The organism is Pseudomonas sp. N2-3-1-14 (genome assembly GCF_041228395.1).
Classification (GTDB): Bacteria; Pseudomonadota; Gammaproteobacteria; order Pseudomonadales; family Pseudomonadaceae; genus Aquipseudomonas.
Window position 1 is genome coordinate 586,239 of record NZ_CP166199.1, and the last position, 17,737, is coordinate 603,975.

At 59.7% G+C, this 17,737-nt stretch carries 7 protein-coding genes and 1 pseudogene; 4 read left to right on the forward strand and 4 right to left on the reverse strand.

Annotated elements, in window-relative coordinates:
- Positions 1–180: 180 nt before the first annotated feature.
- Entirely contained in the window at positions 181–4,134 is a 3,954-nt protein-coding gene (gene putA, locus AB5I78_RS02755) for a trifunctional transcriptional regulator/proline dehydrogenase/L-glutamate gamma-semialdehyde dehydrogenase (protein ID WP_369301606.1), read from the reverse strand.
- 463 nt (positions 4,135–4,597) lie between these two features.
- Here putA and putP point away from each other — a divergent pair, with 463 nt between their 5' ends.
- The 4 genes and pseudogenes from putP to AB5I78_RS02775 all read left to right on the forward strand — a co-directional run bounded on the left by putP (position 4,598) and on the right by AB5I78_RS02775 (position 12,206).
- Positions 4,598–6,082, forward strand: a complete 1,485-nt coding sequence (gene putP, locus AB5I78_RS02760) for a sodium/proline symporter PutP (RefSeq protein WP_145160050.1) — start codon at positions 4,598–4,600, stop codon at positions 6,080–6,082.
- Between the two features lie 204 nt (positions 6,083–6,286).
- Positions 6,287–8,290, forward strand: a pseudogene (gene tssI, locus AB5I78_RS02765) (type VI secretion system tip protein TssI/VgrG); the annotation flags it as partial.
- A gap of 2,120 nt (positions 8,291–10,410) precedes the next feature.
- On the forward strand, positions 10,411–11,136 hold the full coding sequence (locus tag AB5I78_RS02770) for a DUF4123 domain-containing protein (protein WP_369301604.1): 726 nt from the start codon (positions 10,411–10,413) through the stop codon (positions 11,134–11,136).
- 233 nt (positions 11,137–11,369) lie between these two features.
- Positions 11,370–12,206 carry a 23S rRNA (adenine(2030)-N(6))-methyltransferase RlmJ gene (locus AB5I78_RS02775; protein ID WP_016975658.1) on the forward strand — a complete coding sequence of 279 codons (837 nt, stop codon included), beginning with the start codon at positions 11,370–11,372 and terminating at the stop codon, positions 12,204–12,206.
- Between the two features lie 139 nt (positions 12,207–12,345).
- Here AB5I78_RS02775 and msrA read toward each other — a convergent pair whose 3' ends face one another.
- The 3 genes from msrA to aceF form a co-directional block, all read right to left on the reverse strand.
- Complete coding sequence (gene msrA, locus AB5I78_RS02780) at positions 12,346–12,993, reverse strand: peptide-methionine (S)-S-oxide reductase MsrA (protein WP_106577569.1); 648 nt, start codon at positions 12,991–12,993, stop codon at positions 12,346–12,348.
- A 73-nt stretch (positions 12,994–13,066) separates the two neighbouring features.
- On the reverse strand, positions 13,067–15,760 hold the full coding sequence (locus AB5I78_RS02785; RefSeq protein ID WP_369301603.1) for a putative bifunctional diguanylate cyclase/phosphodiesterase: 2,694 nt from the start codon (positions 15,758–15,760) through the stop codon (positions 13,067–13,069).
- A 318-nt stretch (positions 15,761–16,078) separates the two neighbouring features.
- Entirely contained in the window at positions 16,079–17,731 is a 1,653-nt protein-coding gene (gene aceF / locus AB5I78_RS02790) for a dihydrolipoyllysine-residue acetyltransferase (protein ID WP_262207000.1), read from the reverse strand.
- Positions 17,732–17,737 lie beyond the last annotated feature (6 nt).

Here is a 17,737-nt window from a genome sequence, read left to right on the forward strand (position 1 = left end):
GAGGCTGGATAGCAAGATTGATTTGCGTGATGCAGAGGCAGAACGCGAGAAGGGAGTTGCGAACGCGGTCAATGTGGGAGCTGGCTTGCCTGCGATGAGACAGTGCCAGCCGACATCTTTGTCACTGACCCGCCGCTATCGCAGGCAAGCCAGCTCCCACATTTTTCCGCGTTTTGTCAGTTAGCCGATAGTCATCAGGCTGGCGTTACCGCCCGCCGCAGCGGTGTTAACACTCAACGCCCGCTCAATCACCAGACGCTCCAGCGCAATCGCCGTCTCACCTTGCGACAAACCATGCACCCCGACAATCGCCCCACCACGCTGCGCCACTTGCTGGCACACCGCACGCAATTGGTCGGAATCACCGTGGTGCAGGACCGCGTCGAATACCACCTCATCCTTGGTCCAGTCAGCCACGCGCTTGATCTTCGCCTGAACTTCCCTCGGCAGACGTGGGAACAATGCTTTAGTCAGGTCAGTTTCCGGCCATACCGCCGAACCGCCGACGGCCAATACCGCCGCCAGTTGCGTCAGCAGATCACCTTCCACGTCCGCCAGACACAGCACGTGCTCGCGGGGCAGGATCGCGTAGCTGTTGCGCTCGCCGGTCGGGCCGGCCAGCTGGCGGGTAATACCGCTTTGCGACTGCGCGGCGAACTGGTTGCACAGGGCGCTCAGTTCGCTGAACTTGTGGCTGTCGGCCCAGGTTTTCAGGGCGGTCAGCGGTTGGCTCATGGCATCGCGCAGACGCACGTCCGGCGTGGCCAGCTTGTCGCCACGCACGAAGGATTGTTCGATCGCATCGGTAGGACGAGTCGACAGCAGACGGTACAGGTACAGCGGCCCACCGGCTTTCGGGCCAGTGCCCGACAAGCCTTCGCCGCCGAAGGGCTGCACGCCAACCACCGCGCCCACGATGTTGCGGTTCACATAGACGTTACCGGCGTGAACATTGTCGATCACCTTGGCGATGGTCTCGTCGATGCGGGTGTGCACGCCCAGCGTCAGGCCGTAGCCGGAGGCGTTGATCTGCGCGATGAGCTGGTCGATCTCTTTGCGCTTGTAACGCACCACGTGCAGCACCGGGCCGAAGATCTCGCGTTGCAGCTCGTCGAAGCTTTCCAGCTCGATCAGGGTGGGCATCACGAAGGTGCCGCGCTTGATCTCTTCGCCGTCGGCAATCGCCACTTGGTACACGTTGCGGCCGTTGTCGCGCATGGCCTGGATGTGTTTCTCGATGCCAGCCTTGGCTTCGGCGTCGATCACCGGGCCGATGTCTACCGACAGGCGCTCCGGGTTGCCCAGACGGCATTCAGCCATGGCACCCTTGAGCATTTCGATCACACGGTCTGCCGAATCTTCCTGCAGGCACAGAACGCGCAGGGCCGAGCAGCGCTGGCCGGCGCTGTCGAAGGCCGAGGACACAACGTCGATGACCACTTGCTCGGTCAGCGCCGAAGAGTCGACGATCATTGCGTTCTGGCCACCGGTTTCGGCGATCAGCGGAATCGGGCGGCCCTGGGCATCCAGGCGGCCCGCAACGCTGCGTTGCAGCAGGCGCGCCACTTCGGTGGAGCCGGTGAACATCACGCCTTTGACGCGATCATCCCCCACCAGGCGGGCACCGACGCTTTCGCCCTGGCCCGGCAGCAGTTGCAGCACGCCTTGCGGAATGCCGGCTTCGAGCAAAATGCGCACGGCTTGTGCCGCCACCAGCGGGGTTTGCTCGGCAGGCTTGGCCAATACCGGGTTACCGGCAGCCAGTGCGGCAGCCACTTGGCCGCTGAAGATCGCCAGCGGGAAGTTCCACGGGCTGATGCACACCACTGGGCCCAATGGGCGGTGGGCGTCGTTGGTGAAATCGTTACGGGCCTGTACCGCGTAGTAGCGCAGGAAATCCACGGCTTCGCGCACTTCGGCGATGGCGTTGGCGAAAGTCTTGCCGGCCTCGCGGGCCAGCAGGCCCATCAACGGCTGGATCTCACCTTCCATCAAGTCGGCGGCACGCTCCAGGATCGCGGCGCGCTCGGCGGGCGGGGTGGCCTGCCAGATCGGGCCGGCATTGATCGCGCATTGAATGGCGTTGTCGACGTCTTCGACGGTGGCTTCCTGTACATGGCCCACCACGTCACGCAGGTCGGACGGGTTCAGCACAGGTGCGGCCGGCTCATTGCTGGAGGTGCAGCCCAGCATCGGCGCGGCTTTCCAGTCGTTATGCGCGGTGGCCAGCAGCGCGCAAGACAGCGACGCCAGGCGGTGTTCGTTCGCCAGGTCGATACCGGCCGAGTTGGCGCGGTCGCTGCCATACAGGTCACGCGGCAGTGGAATACGCGGGTGCGGCAGGCCGAAGCCGCCTTCCAGCGTGGCCATCTGCTCGATGCTGGCCACTGGATCGGCCACCAATTCCTGAATCGAAATAGTGTGGTCCGCAATACGGTTGACGAACGAGGTGTTGGCGCCGTTTTCCAGCAGGCGACGCACCAGGTAGGCCAGCAGTGTTTCGTGGGTACCGACCGGTGCGTACACGCGGCACGGACGGTTCAGCTTGCCCTCGGAAACCTTGCCTACAACCTGCTCGTACAGCGGTTCACCCATGCCGTGCAGGCATTGGAACTCGTACTGGCCGGGGTAATAGTTCTGGCCGGCGATATGGTAAATGGCCGACAGGGTGTGGGCGTTGTGCGTGGCGAACTGCGGGTAGATGGCTTCCGGCACCGACAGCAGTTTGCGTGCGCAGGCAATGTAGGAAACGTCGGTGTACACCTTGCGGGTGTACACCGGGTAGCCTTCCAGGCCTTCAACTTGGGCGCGCTTGATCTCGCTGTCCCAGTACGCACCTTTTACCAGGCGGATCATCAGGCGATGGCGGCTGCGGCGTGCCAGGTCGATGACGTAGTCGATCACATACGGGCAGCGTTTCTGGTAGGCCTGGATCACGAAGCCGATGCCGTTCCAGCCGGTCAGTTGCGGCTCGAAGCACAGGCGTTCGAGCAGGTCGAGCGACAGCTCCAGGCGGTCGGCTTCTTCGGCGTCGATGTTCAAGCCAATGTCGTAGTGCTTGGCCAGCAAGGTCAGCGACAGCAGGCGCGGGTACAGCTCGTCCATCACACGCTCGTACTGAGCACGGCTGTAACGCGGGTGCAGTGCCGAGAGCTTGATGGAAATGCCCGGGCCTTCATAAATCCCACGGCCGTGAGAGGCTTTGCCGATGGAGTGAATGGCTTGTTCGTACGAGGCCAGGTACTTCTGGGCGTCGTGTTCGGTCAGCGCGGCTTCGCCGAGCATGTCGTAGGAATAGCGGAAGCCCTTGGCTTCGAACTTGCTCGCATTGGCCAGGGCTTCGGCGATGGTTTCGCCGGTGACGAACTGCTCGCCCATCAGGCGCATGGCCATGTCGACGCCCTTGCGAATCATCGGCTCGCCGCTCTTGCCGATAATGCGGCTCAGGGACGAGGTCAAACCCGCTTCGTTGTGCGTGGCGACCAGTTTGCCGGTCAGCAGCAGGCCCCAAGTGGCGGCGTTGACGAACAGCGACGGGCTGTTGCCCAGGTGCGGCTGCCAGTTGCCAGTGCTGATTTTGTCGCGGATCAGTGCGTCGCGCGTGCCCTTGTCCGGGATGCGCAGCAGCGCTTCGGCCAGGCACATCAGGGCCACGCCTTCCTGGGACGACAGCGAAAATTCTTGCAGCAGGCCTTGAACAATACCGGCACGGCCGCCGGCGCTCTTCTGATTGCGCAACTTCTCGGCAATCGAGGCGGCCAGCTTATTGGTGGCTTCGGCCATCTGCTGCGGCAGGCGCGCCTGCTCGATCAGCATCGGCACCACTTCCGGTTCCGGGCGGCGGTAGGCGGCGGTGATCGAGGCGCGCAGTACCGATTGCGGCAGGATGCTTTCGGCGAACTCCAGGAAGCACTGGTGGGCGTGGTCAGGCTGAACCTCGCCAGCGTCCTCCGCGTCCTTGCTGCCCAGGCCATTGAGCTCGTTCAGGGTTGCACCACCCTCCAGTTTCTCCAGGTAATTGAAAATCGCCTGCTTGATCAGCCAGTGCGGCGTGCGATCAATGGAGGTCGCGGCGGCCTTGAGGCGTTCGCGGGTCGGGTCGTCGAGTTTGACCCCAAGGGTGGTCGTTGCCATCTTTTTATCCTCATGGGTGCCACTACTGCGTGGCATCTGCTGGCGGCAAGATTAGCTTTGCCCATGCAGAGGTGCAACCGGGTGCAACCCAAATTGTTCAGGAAATTTTTGATCGTGATCGGGAAAAAATCCGGCCTTCAGCAAAAACTGCTTTCCTTTGGTGCGTTTACTTCTGAGGTCGGCTGTTCTTGCTCCGAAAAGGAGCAAAAAACCGTGGTTTTGGGCTAAACATGCCTAGGTGCAACTTATTCTCAAGAAACTGGTTGCACCTTATTTGCTTTGTTGAATAGCATTCGCGCCCAAGGTGCAACCGCCTGCAAGGTTCGGTTCATCGGCTGGCGGCTTTCCTGGGGAAACGCCAGTCATAAATGCACGGCACGCAGTCTCGTCTATCCGCTTATCAACGGGTGGCCGTCTGACACAGACCGTCGCTACATAAAAACAAAGCCAGGGCGTCACTCTTATGAGCGTAAGTAATCCTACCCTGATCACATTTGTGATCTACATCGCAGCAATGGTGTTGATCGGCTTCATGGCCTATCGCTCCACCAACAACCTCTCTGACTACATCCTCGGCGGTCGCAGCCTCGGCAGCGTGGTCACCGCGTTGTCCGCCGGTGCTTCCGATATGAGCGGCTGGTTGTTGATGGGCCTGCCGGGCGCCATCTACATGTCCGGTCTGTCGGAAAGCTGGATCGCCATAGGTCTGATCGTCGGCGCGTACCTGAATTGGTTGTTCGTGGCCGGCCGCCTGCGGGTGCAGACCGAACACAACGGCGACGCCCTGACGCTGCCGGATTACTTCTCCAGCCGTTTCGAAGACAAAAGCGGCCTGCTGCGGATCATCTCTGCGGTGGTGATTCTGGTGTTCTTCACCATTTATTGCGCTTCCGGCATCGTGGCCGGCGCCCGTCTGTTTGAAAGCACCTTCGGCATGTCCTACGAGACCGCGCTGTGGGCCGGTGCTGCCGCGACAATTGCCTACACCTTCGTCGGTGGTTTCCTGGCAGTCAGTTGGACAGATACCGTACAAGCCACGCTGATGATCTTCGCGCTGATCCTGACGCCGATCATTGTGTTGCTGGCCACCGGTGGCATCGACACCACGTTCCTGGCGATCGAAGCCAAGAACCCCGACAACTTCAACATGCTGAAAAACACCACCTTCATCGGCATCATTTCGCTGATGGGCTGGGGCCTGGGTTACTTCGGCCAGCCGCACATCCTCGCGCGTTTCATGGCGGCGGATTCGGTGAAGTCGATTGCCAAGGCGCGTCGCATCTCCATGACCTGGATGATCCTGTGCCTGGGCGGCACCGTGGCGGTGGGCTTCTTCGGTATCGCTTACTTCTCGGCGCACCCGGAAGTGGCCGGCCCGGTCAACGAGAACCACGAACGTGTGTTCATCGAACTGGCCAAGCTGCTGTTCAACCCGTGGATCGCGGGCGTGCTGCTGTCGGCCATTCTGGCTGCGGTCATGAGTACCCTGAGTTGCCAGTTGCTGGTGTGCTCGAGCGCGCTGACCGAAGACTTCTACAAAACCTTCCTGCGCAAAAACGCCTCCCAGGTTGAGCTGGTGTGGGTCGGCCGCGCGATGGTGCTGCTGGTTGCCCTGATCGCGATTGCCATGGCAGCCAACCCGAACAACCGCGTGCTGGGTCTGGTGAGCTACGCCTGGGCCGGTTTCGGCGCCGCGTTCGGGCCTGTGGTGCTGATCTCGGTGATCTGGAAACAGATGACCCGCAACGGCGCACTGGCCGGCATCCTGGTCGGCGCGGTCACTGTGATTGTGTGGAAGCACTTCGAGCTGCTGGGCCTGTACGAAATCATCCCGGGCTTTATCTTCGCCAGCCTGGCGATCTACGTCGTCAGCAAGCTGGGCGCACCGACTGCCGGTATGGTCGAGCGTTTTGACGCGGCGGAAAAAGACTACAACCTCAACAAGTAATTCGTCGGGTGTTAAGCGCCTGTTGAATTGGAAAAAAGGCCCGCGTCCTACGGATGGCGGGCCTTTTTTTGCGTGTGATTTGGGTTGGTCCGAAGAACTTTCTGATGCGCGCGCGTAGGGATTTACTGATTTGTCTGGGGCGTGCTCAGCAGGGCGCACCCGTAGTGCAGAATCGGCCGCCTACCCTTCGCAGAGAAACACCGGATGTTCGCTCCTGCCAATCAAAGTGCGTTTAACCTGACCCTGGATGGGATTGCCAGCGACCTCAAGGTCTACAGCTTCCAGGGTGAGGAGGCGCTGAGTCAGCCTTACTGTATCGACCTTGAACTGGTCAGCGAACAGCCCGATCTCGATTTGGAAAGCTTGCTGCATCGCCAGGCCTATCTGGGGTTCGATGAGCAGGGGCATGGGGTGCATGGCCAGGTCTATCGAGTCGGGCAGGGCGAGTCGGGGCGGCGCCTGACGCGTTATCAGATCCGTCTTGTGCCGCATCTTAAGTACCTGGCGCACAGCAGTCATCAGCGTATTTTTCAGCACAAGAGTGTGCCGCAGATTGTGGCGCTGGTGTTGGTCGGGCAAGGCATCCTGAGCGACCGCTTTGAGTTTCGCCTGAGCGGTACTTATCCACTGCGCGAGTATTGCGTGCAGTTCGGCGAGACTGATCTGGCGTTCATTCAACGTCTGTGCGCCGAGGTGGGCATCCACTACCACTTCCAGCATTCGCCCGATGGGCACCTGCTGGTATTCGGTGATGACCAGACGGTGTTCGCCCAGGCCGAACACCCCACTCCCTACAGCCCCGGTTCCGGGATGGTGGCGGCAACACCGGCGATCAAGCGCTTTGCGATGCAACTGGAAACCCGCACAACAGGGGTAAACCTGCGCGATTATGATTTTCGTAAGCCGCGCCTGACGCTGGAAAGTGCCGTGGCTGGCGAACAGCTTCCGCGCCTTGAAATGCAGCAGTATCCCGGCCACTTTTCCGATCGCCCCCATGGCAAATACCTTGCGCAGCGAGGCTTGGAGCGCCTGCGCACAGACTCAAGAGCCGCCCAGGGTGAAGGGGATGATCCTGCCTTGGCCAGTGGCCGGTTCCTCAGGCTTGGCGGGCACCCGCGAGAAAGCTGGAATGATTTGTGGCTGGTCACCCAGGTTTCCCATCAGGGCAAACAACCCCAGGTGCTGGAAGAGGCTGTTACTAAGGTGGCAGGCGAAGATTTTCGTCAGGGCTACCGCAACACGTTTATCGCCGTGCCATGGGATGTGATTTTCCGCCCGCCCTTGCCTGAATTGCCGCGCCCGAGCATCGGCGGTTATCAACACGCGGTGGTTACCGGGCCTGCCGCCAGTGAAATCCATTGCGACGAATACGGTCGGGTCAAGGTGCAACTGGCCTGGGACCGTGACGGGGAACACAACGAGCACTCCAGCTGCTGGCTGCGTGTCGCCAGTGGCTGGGCGCATGATCGTTACGGCTCGGTGCTGATACCCAGGGTCGGTATGGAAGTGCTGGTGGGGTTCGCCAATGGTGACCTGGACATGCCGCTGGTGATGGGCTGCCTGCCCAACGCGGCGAACCCTCTGCCCCTTGACCTGCCGGCAGACAAGACCCGCAGCATCTTTCGCAGCCAGAGCAGTCCGGGGGGTGGCGGTTACAACGAGCTGCGCATCGAAGACCGCAAAGGCGCCGAGGAAATCTACCTGCGCGCCCAGCGCGATTGGACTCAGCATGTGCTGCATGACCAGCAAGTGCAGGTGGATAACCAGCGCCGGGTGAAAGTGGGCGGCGAGTCGCACCATGAACTGCAAGGCGAAGAGCAGCGCATTACCCATGGCAACCGCCTGACTGAACTCAAGCAGGACGATCATTTGGTGGTCGGTGGCTCGCAGCAGATGCGTGCAGGTCGCACCATCCAGATCGGAGCGGGGCAGAGCATCGTCATCGACGCCGGTGCGAGTGTGACAATCCAGGCCGGCGGGCAGTCGATCACGCTGTCGGCGGGTGGGATTTTCAGCAGCGTGCCGATTCAGCTCGGCGGCGCGCCGGCTGCCGCGACTGCGCCGTTAATGCCGGGAATAAAGGAAAAGCTCCTAGCGGTTGTTCCTGCCCCGTTAAGCCGCGTGCAAGTGGCCAGCCTGAAACGTAGCGCACCTTTTTGCGAAGAGTGCGAGCGCTGCAAGAACGGCCAGTGTGACCTCCCGCAGCATGGGAATAAAGGTCCGGGACCCTCTGCCGGGAAAGCTGCTGGCGTCGAGCCGGGGTTTCATATCGTGCAGCGCGCAATGTCTCGGGATGCCTTGGAAAAGTCGCTGTTCGAATCGCCCAGTGCGATCGTGCTGGAGCGGTTTCGCGGCCTCAATCCACAACTCACGCAGTACGCCAGGCCGGGGCAAATGCTCGTCCTCAGCGACCCGCTTAACAGCCAATGCACGCGTGAAGAGGCATTGCTGATGGAGGCGGCGAAAGAAGTGAACGATGCACTGACGCCGATGAGCGATGACGAGGCGGCGTTTATGGTTGAGCACCAGCAAGAGGTTGGTGCTTTTTTGGCGCAGAGTTCGATGGCGTTGGGGGTGGGATCAAGCATGGTGGAAAATCATTTAACGCGGACCAAGTCCGTCCTCGTAGATCTTGAAAAGTTGCACGTCAAAACCTTCCAGGCTCAGGGCAATTTGCAAGGTGCAGAATTTTTCGCTAAACGTCAGAAGCTGTTAACTCAACTGGATAACAGCCTCGGGCCTCTGGTACGCAAAGGAGTTGGCATTGCCGATCACCCAAAGCTCAAAAAAGCATTGGGGATTTCCAGTCGTAGTTTGGTTCATCATTGGAGCAAAGCGGGTGTGTCAGGGGGGATTCCTGGATATGCGACGCATATTCAAAGTGTGGCGCGGGCGAGCCAGTATATGAAGGCCGGCGGGTTTATCGGTATTGGGCTAGGGGGGGGCAGCGTCCGCATTGAAGGTGAAGGAAACGTGTCGAGTTGGAAGCCGGGATGAGTGTCAGCAGGTCAAGTTCACCGAAAGTGGGGCATTCGTTGGAATGGTAACTGGTGGGGTGGTTGGTGCTATGGGAAGTGGGGCCATATGTGTCGGTATTGGCGTTGCTACCGTCGGGGTGGGTGGAGCGGTTTGCGCTGTTGTAGTCGCGGGGTTGGGATCTGCTGTAGGGGATAACGCATTTTCTAAAGTGGGTGAAACTATTGGGGAAGTTGTTTATAAGGTTGTCCGATGATAAGTGACTCGGAAATCATTTTTTTGATGTCCTCCTTAGGCTTGTTTTTGTCCGGTATTTTTATTATTGGTATTTGGTTTTATATGGTTTTTTTTAGAATGTCAGAAATTGTCAGATGTTTGGGGCGGTCATTAGTTGTTCAAAATAGGAGCTCCCTTTTGAACGCTGGGCTGGTCGGTAAGCTTTATATTCTAAGTGGTGTCTCGGGTGTGTTGGTTTTTCCTCAAAAATCAATTGAAAGAGGTGAGCTTGACCCAGATGACTATAGACGGTTTCCGAAGCCCTTAAAGTTTTGGATTGTATCCTCTGCGACAGCAGCAATTGTGCTCACATTAGGTGGTGTGGTGATGGCCTTGGCAATTAATTTTCTAGGGTGGCCTACCTAGAGTACTTAAGATTTTATCGCGTAGCGATAAAATTTACTGAGTCAATTGAATAACTGTCTCGGACCTCTGGTGCGTAAAGGCGTTGGCAAGTGTAAGTGCATTATCTGGCAATAGGGGCGAAAAGTTAGGCGAAAATATCTATGAGGTTGTACATTGACTCATGGGGGGTGTGACATGTTTGGCTTTGTTGCCTCAAGTTAGTCCTTTGGAGATGTAAGGATTATTACTGGAGCTTAATGGTTGCGTGTTTTTTATTTATTTTGATTGTTCCTGTGTGGGCTTTGTATCTTTCTTATTTTAAGGTGTAAAAGATACGGAAGAACTTAAGGCGTAGTTGGTATGTTATAAGTTCGGATGGAAGTATCGGTTGGGATCCTATAAGTAGATCGTGGGTGATAAGGACTGTGATCGGTGCTTTCGCCTTTCCCGCACACTCTATAAAACACGGACGTCTTAGTGCTGAGGACTACGCTGAGTTTCCGAAGATGCTCAAATTTATTTTGAAAAGTCTAGGTGTCTGTTCAGTGGCCTCCGTCCTTGGCATTTTTATTTTGCTTGTAATGGGAGAGCTTGTGGGATGGGAGGATGTTGATTGGTTCTAGATTAGGCGAGAGCTTTTCAAAATGTAATTGTTGACGCTTTGTTTGTGACAGCAATTGTTATGAAAAACGAATCATTGCTTGCGTCCTCCTTTGATTGGAATGTACCTAATGCCGAATCAGTTGTTACCAGAAACTTGGTTAACCCATTGTCCCCTTCAGACGACTGAGAATGCCTTCGTCATTCTCAGTAACGCCAGCGACGCAAAGCCGGTAGATGTCTGGCGAAAAATGGCAGCTGGTATGCCGCCCCAGCCCATCTGGGCAAGCACGGCCTATGCTGAGTGGACTGAGGTCATGCCTTACGTCGCCATCATCGAGCCCGAAAGCCCATTCCTCGACTGGATAGCAACCACCGAATCTACGGACTGGGGTTGGCTGGCCGTATCGTCCAGCCCACTGGAAACAGTGGTCGCGCACCTGCAAAGCTTGACCAAGGTGCTGTTGCCCGAGGGGCAGGAAGTGTTTTTGCGCTTCTGGGATGGCGGTCAATTTCTGGCGATTGTGCAAAACATCGGCGATGAGGCGGGGAAGGTGTTGCCGGTATTTCAGCGTTACCTGATCAACGGCCAACCGCTAACGGTTGCGACTGGCCCGGTCACTGCCGCCAAAACCAGCCCATGGTGGCAAGTGCCTGCCTCGTTGCTGGAGCATCTGGCAGAGCAATCACCCCACGTGCTGATCGACAACTTGCTGCAATGGCTCGAAGAGCAGCGCCCCGACCTGCATACCGCTTTCAAGCCTGCGATCTTGCGCCACAAGGTCGCCTGCTTTGCGCGCGGGGCGGATGTCAGCCAGGGGGCGCTGGCCGACTATCTGGCCTCAGAGTTGAGTTGACGCAGCGCCTGCTGAAAATAGTCATCGGTGCGAGGGGTTGTTGTGGCGAGCAGGCTTGCCCTGCGTCGGGCTGCGTAGCGGCCCCAAAACCTGCCACTGAGTTCTGGCAAAAAAAGAACGCGGTGACCTTATCCAGGGCTGCTGCGCAGCCCAACGCGGGGTGAGCCCGCTCGCCACACTCTGCCCCTTTGCGCCTGTAGAAGGTAAACTTCGCCCCCTGCGCAGGAGCAACCATGAATTATCGTCACGCCTTTCACGCCGGCAACCACGCCGATGTCTTCAAACACCTGACCTTGACCCGCCTCATCGCTCTGATGTCGCGCAAGGAGCAGCCGTTCGCCTACCTCGACACCCACGCCGGGATCGGGCTGTACGACCTGCAAGGTGATCAGGCCAACCGCACCGGTGAATACCTGGAAGGCATCGCCCGCTTGTGGGGCGAGAGCGACCTGCCGCCGCTGACCGCCGACTACATGCGCGTGTTGCATGAGATGAACCCGGATGGCCAGTTGCGCTACTACCCGGGCTCGCCAGAACTGGCGCGCCGCCTCACGCGGCCTCAGGACCGTGTCCTGCTGAATGAAAAACACCCGGAAGACGGCGTGCTGCTCAAGGACAACATGAAGGGCGATCGCCGCGTCAAAGTGCACTTGGGCGAAGGCTGGCATGTGCCGCGCGCCTTGCTGCCGGTACCGGAAAAACGTGCGTTGATGCTGATCGATCCGCCGTTTGAAAAGCTCGACGAAATGCAGCGCTGCGCGGCGTCCCTCAAGGAAGCGGTCAGCCGCATGCGCCAGACCGTTGCGGCGATCTGGTACCCGGTGAAAGACCAGCGCATGTTGCGTCGCTTCTACCAGGACCTGGCCGGCACCGGTGCGCCGAAGTTGCTGCGGGTGGAGTTGCTGGTGCATCCGCTGGACACGCCCAACACCCTGACCGGCTCGGGCCTGGCGATTGCCAACCCGCCGTGGGGTTTGGAAGAGGAGTTGCGTGAGCTGCTGCCGTGGTTGTCTAAAAAACTTGGCCAGACCCAGGGTGGGTGGCAGATGGATTGGCTTATCGCTGAGTAATCAGATCTCAAGCCAAGCACAAGACTAAATGTGGGAGCGGGCTTGCTCGCGAAAGCGGAGTGTCAGTTAACAGATATGTCGACTGATATACCGCATTCGCGAGCAAGCCCGCTCCCACATTTTTTGATCTGCGTTGTGCTTAGATCGGGCAGGTCACGCCCGTGCCGCCGATCCCGCAGTAGCCCTGCGGGTTCTTCGCCAGGTATTGCTGGTGATACGCCTCGGCGAAGTACACCGTCGGTGCTTCTTCGATTTCTGTGGTGATGGTGCCCAGGCCGGCCTTGGTCAGCTCGCCCTGATACGCCTCGGCGCTGGCTTTGGCCGCTTCCAGGTGCTCAGGCTTCACGGCGTAGATCACCGAACGGTACTGGCTGCCGATGTCGTTGCCCTGGCGCATGCCTTGGGTCGGATTGTGCAGCTCCCAGAACATTTTCAGCAGCTCTTCGTAGCTGATCTTGTCCTGGTCGAACACCACCAGTACCACTTCGCTATGGCCGGTCAGGCCCGAGCAGACTTCTTCGTAGGTGGGGTTCGGCGTGTAGCCGCCGGCGTAGCCGACCACGGTGCTGACCACACCGTCGCGCTGCCAGAACCGGCGTTCGGCACCCCAGAAACAACCGAGACCGAAGATCGCGAACTCGACGTTGTCGACAAAGGGGCCGAGCAGCGGGTTGCCGTTGACGAAATGCGTCTCTGGCAGTGCCATCGGGGTTTCACGGCCAGGCAAAGCTTGTTCTTGAGTGGGCAACACGTTTTTGTTCACCAGAATTTCCGAGCGCAAGACCATGAGCAGTCCTCTCGTCAGGTTGAGTTAGCGGTAAAGATTCAGACAGCCAGTGTGCCCGAGTGTTACAGCGCTGTCAGGCGATTGGCCCGCGCGGGTAGCGTTTAAGCTTCTCGAGCAGCTCTGCACCGGGGATCGGCCGGTCGAACAAATAGCCCTGGCCCACATCGCAACGATGCCGGCGCAGGAAGGCCAGTTGCTCGGAGGTTTCGATGCCCTCGGCCACCACTTTGAGCTTGAGGTTGTGGGCCATGGCGATCACTGCCGAGGTGATTTCCATGTCGTCCTGGTTGTCCGGGATTTCGTGGATAAAGCTGCGATCGATCTTGATGATGTCGATGGGGAATTTCTTCAGGTAGCTCAGCGACGAATAGCCGGTACCGAAGTCATCCATGGCCAGGGTCAGGCCAAAGCTCTTCAACTGGTCCAGTTGAAGGCGTGTGTCTTCGGTGGCTTCCAGCAGCAAACCTTCGGTCAGCTCCAGCTCCAGCAGTTTCGCGGGCAACTGTTCTTCCTTGAGGATGGTGGCAATCGAGGCCACCAGGTCCGGGTCGGAGAATTGCTTGGGCGACAGGTTGATCGCCACCTGCAAGTTGCCCATGCCGGCGGCGCTCAATTGCTTGCTCATGCGGCAGGCCTGGCGCGCGATCCATTTGCCGATGGGGATGATCAGCCCGGTTTCTTCCGCCACGCTGATGAACTGGTCGGGACGGATCATGCCCTTTTCCGGGTGGTTCCAGCGCAACAGCGCTTCCATGCCCAGCAGCCGGCCGCTGCGCAGGCACAGCTTGGGCTGGTAGAACACGTCCAGCTCGTTTTGGGTCAGGGCGCGGCGCAGGTTGTTTTCCACAAACAGTTTGTAACTGGCCTCGGCGTTCAGCGCCTCAGTAAACACCTGTACCTGGTGTTTACCATTGGCCTTGGCCTTGTGCAGGGCCAGCCCGGCGTTACGCATCAGGGTTTGCGGGTCGCGGCCGTGCAACGGCGCACAGGCCAGGCCCACGGAGCCGGTGACACTGATCAGTTGGTTGTCGACGAACATCGGTTTGTCGAGGGTTGCCAGCAACTGGCTGGCGACCTGTTGGCCACTCTCCAGGTCGGTGTCGTCGAGCAACACCGCGAACTCGTTACTGGCAAACCGCGCCAGGCTGCCGCTGGCACTCAGGCTGTTGCGCAGGCGCCGGGCCAGGCTGATCAGCAACTTGTCGCCGGTCTGGTGGCCGAGGCTGTCGTTGATCCGCTTGAAATTGTCGATGTCCACCAGCAACAGGCTGATCGGGCTGTCGCTGTCGCGCGCGAAGCGCTCATCCAGGTTGCGGATAAACGCCGGGCGGTTGCCCAGGTTGGTCAGGTTGTCGGTGTAGGCCAGGCGCTCGATGCGCTGCTGGGCCAGCTTGGTCTGGGTGATGTCTTCGTAGATGCCGATGTAGTGGGTCAACTCACGGTTGTCGCCATACACCTTGGAAATCGACAGCTGGCCCCAGTAGGGTTCGAGGTTTTTGCGTCGGCTCTTGAACTCACCTTGCCAGCTGTTGCTCTTGGCCAGGCTCGACGGTGCGTCGAAGAGCATTTCGCTGAGGTTTTCCAGGGCCGGCAACTGCGCCAGTCGATGGCCATGGACTTCTTCGGCGCTGTACTGGGTGATCGCGGTAAAGCTTGGGTTGACGTACTCGACCACGCCGTCGCAATTGACCAGCAGAAACGCGTTGGCGCTTTGCTCCACAGCCCGCTGGAACAAGTGCAGCGCGCTGGTGGCGGCGCGCCGGTTGTGGTTGTTGATCACTTGCGCGAACTGGTCCGCCAGCTCGCCGGCGAAGGCGATCTCATCAGCCTGCCAGGCACGCGAGCTGCCGCTTTGTTCCAGGCACAGCACGCCGATGACTTGGCCATCCACACGGATGCTCGCGTCGAGCATCGCGTGCACGTCCTTGGCGCGCAGGCTTTCGGCCATTTCCCGGGTGCGCGGGTCACGCAACGCATGGGTGGCGTCGATGGCGCGGCTCGAGTGCAGGGCTTCCAGGTAGTCCGGGAAGCCGCTGGCGTCGATCGCTTCAGGCAAGTGGTGCTGTTGGTTGTCGCGGTGGTACGCCGAGATCGGCACCAGGTGCTGGCCTTCCAGGTTCCAGATGCTCGCGCAATCGATCTGGTAGATGTCGCACGCGCTGCGGGTGATCAGCTCGGCGGCTTCCTGCAGCGAGTTGGGCGTGGTGTAGCGCTGGCGAGCCAGCAGCAGGATCAGCTCCTGTTGGGCGCGCACGCGCTCCAGGTGCTGCAACTGTTCCTGCTGGGCACGCTGGTTGAGTTCCAGGGCGATCTGCAGGCGGCTGTTCTGGTTTTCCAGGTCTGCGGTCGGGACGGCAGTGGGGATTTCGCTAAACAGTCCGTCGACCACCATCAGGTAGCCGCGCAGCAGGTGGCGATTGTGCTGTTTGTAGGTCTCGCCCATTTCCAGCAGACTCAAAGGCCCGTCGCTGGTGTGCAAGGTGTAGCGCACCAGGTAATGCGGGCTCTGGGTCAGCTGTTGCTGGATGGCGTCGTGCAGTTGGTAGCGCGCCTGCGGTTCCATCAAGCTGGCGTAGGGCGTGCCGACCAGGGCGCACAGTTCGACCGCCGGCAGACCAAACTGGCGCTCGCAATTGGGGTCGAGGTACAGCAGCGCCCAGCTTGCCTCATTAAGCCGTTCGAAACGCAACATGCCGAGGCGCGAAGGCACCGGTAACTGCGTCACTACCTCGGCCGCCATATGGGCGGCATCGGGTTGGCTTTTCATGGGGAAACTCGCTTGGAAAAATGCGCACGGCGCCGGGCTCACGCCCTCTTTACTGTCGCCTGCGGCAAGGTTGCATCATGCAGCACGCACTGACAAGAGAGGATGAAGGCTAAGTGCTATATGGCTGTTATCGGCCGCGGGAGCGGTTTCTACAATCCAGGTGATGGGTGGCGAGTTGACGCACGCGCTACAGCCCTTACCCCGACAAAAAAGCAGGCCAAAAAAAGCCCCGCCAAGTGGCGGGGTTGAGGTACGAGCGTGGCGCTCGGAAATCGGTGCAGCCAGGCCTCCCCGGTGAAAGGGAGGCCCGTTTGCGGCTTACAGCAGGATGGTGCGGATGTCGTTCAGCAGTTGGCTCAGACGCTGCGTGAAGCGTGCAGCGGCGGCGCCGTTGATCACACGGTGATCGTAGGACAACGACAGCGGCAGCATCAGCTTCGGTTGGAACGCTTTACCGTCCCACACAGGCTGGATAGTGGCCTTGGACACACCCAGGATCGCCACTTCCGGCGCGTTGACGATCGGCGTAAAGCCAGTGCCGCCAATGTGCCCGAGGCTGGAGATGGTGAAGCACGCGCCTTGCATGTCGTCTGCAGTCAGCTTCTTGTCACGGGCCTTGGCGGCCAGTGCAGCCGCTTCAGCAGCCAGTTGCAGCAGGCTCTTCTGATCAACGTTCTTGATCACAGGCACCAGCAGGCCGTCCGGGGTATCAACTGCAAAACCGATGTGCACGTATTTCTTGCGAATGATCGCTTTACCGCTTGGCGCCAGCGAACTGTTGAAGTCCGGCAGTTCCTTGAGCAGGTGCGCGCAGGCCTTGAGCAGCAGTGGCAGCACGGTCAGTTTCACGCCAGCCTTCTCGGCCACGGCTTTCTGCGCAACGCGGAAAGCTTCCAGGTCGGTAATGTCGGCCTGGTCGAACTGGGTCACGTGCGGAATGTTCAGCCAGCTGCGGTGCAGGCTCGACGCGCCGATTTGCATCAGGCGGGTCATCGGCACTTCTTCGGTTTCGCCGAAGCGGCTGAAGTCCACGACCGGAATCGGCGGAATACCAGCGCCACCGGTAGCAGCGCCGGCAGCCGGAGCTTCCTTGGCCTTCTGCATCATGGCCTTGACGTAAACCTGCACGTCTTCTTTCAGCACACGACCGTGCGGGCCAGTGGCCGACACAGCATTGAGCTCAACACCGAACTCACGGGCCAGCTGACGCACGGCTGGGCCGGCGTGAACCTTGGCACCGCGTGGCGCAGGTGCGGCAGCCGCAGGAGCCGGTGCAGCCTCGGCTTTCGCTGCCGGTGCAGGGGCGGCAGCAGCCGGAGCCGCTTCAGCTTTTGCAGCAGGTGCAGCCGCAGCCGGTGCTGGAGCAGCAGCCGGCGCAGCGCCTTGTACTTTGAGCTTGAGGATGAAGTCGCCAGTGCCGACTTCGTCTTCGAGCTTGACCGCGATGCTTTCCACCACGCCGGCAGCCGGCGATGGGATTTCCATGGAGGCCTTGTCGGACTCCAGGGTGATCAGCGACTGGTCGGCTTCGACGGTGTCGCCGACCTTGACCAGCAGCTCGATGATCTTGGCCTTGCCCGACGAACCGATGTCCGGGACGTGAATGTCCTGAACAGAGGCCTCAGCCGGAGCAGCGGCCGGGGCTGCAGGCGCCTCGGCAGCGGCGGCAGGCTTTTCAGCAGCCGGTGCAGGTGCAGCAGCGGCAGCAGGAGCCGCCGCAGGGGCCGCGTCAGCGGCGCCTTCGATTTCCAGTTCCAGCAGTTCGTCGCCTTCTTTCAGGCGGTCGCCCAGCTTCACTTTCAGGCTTTTGACCACGCCGGCCTTGGGAGCAGGGATTTCCATGCTCGCCTTGTCCGATTCCAGGGTCAGGATGCTCTGGTCGGCTTCGACGGTGTCGCCGACCTTCACAAACAGCTCGATTACTTCACCTTCACCGCTGCCGATGTCAGGTACGCGAATGAGTTCGCTCACAAAAAA

Excerpts from the sequence above, each read along its gene's own strand:
- msrA (WP_106577569.1), bottom strand. The coding sequence starts at position 12,993 with ATGGTCTTGCGCTCGGAAATTCTGGTGAACAAAAACGTGTTGCCCACT.
- putP (WP_145160050.1), top strand. The coding sequence starts at position 4,598 with ATGAGCGTAAGTAATCCTACCCTGATCACATTTGTGATCTACATCGCA.
- AB5I78_RS02770 (WP_369301604.1), top strand. The coding sequence starts at position 10,411 with ATGCCGAATCAGTTGTTACCAGAAACTTGGTTAACCCATTGTCCCCTT.
- putA (WP_369301606.1), bottom strand. The coding sequence starts at position 4,134 with ATGGCAACGACCACCCTTGGGGTCAAACTCGACGACCCGACCCGCGAA.
- AB5I78_RS02785 (WP_369301603.1), bottom strand. The coding sequence starts at position 15,760 with ATGAAAAGCCAACCCGATGCCGCCCATATGGCGGCCGAGGTAGTGACG.
- AB5I78_RS02775 (WP_016975658.1), top strand. The coding sequence starts at position 11,370 with ATGAATTATCGTCACGCCTTTCACGCCGGCAACCACGCCGATGTCTTC.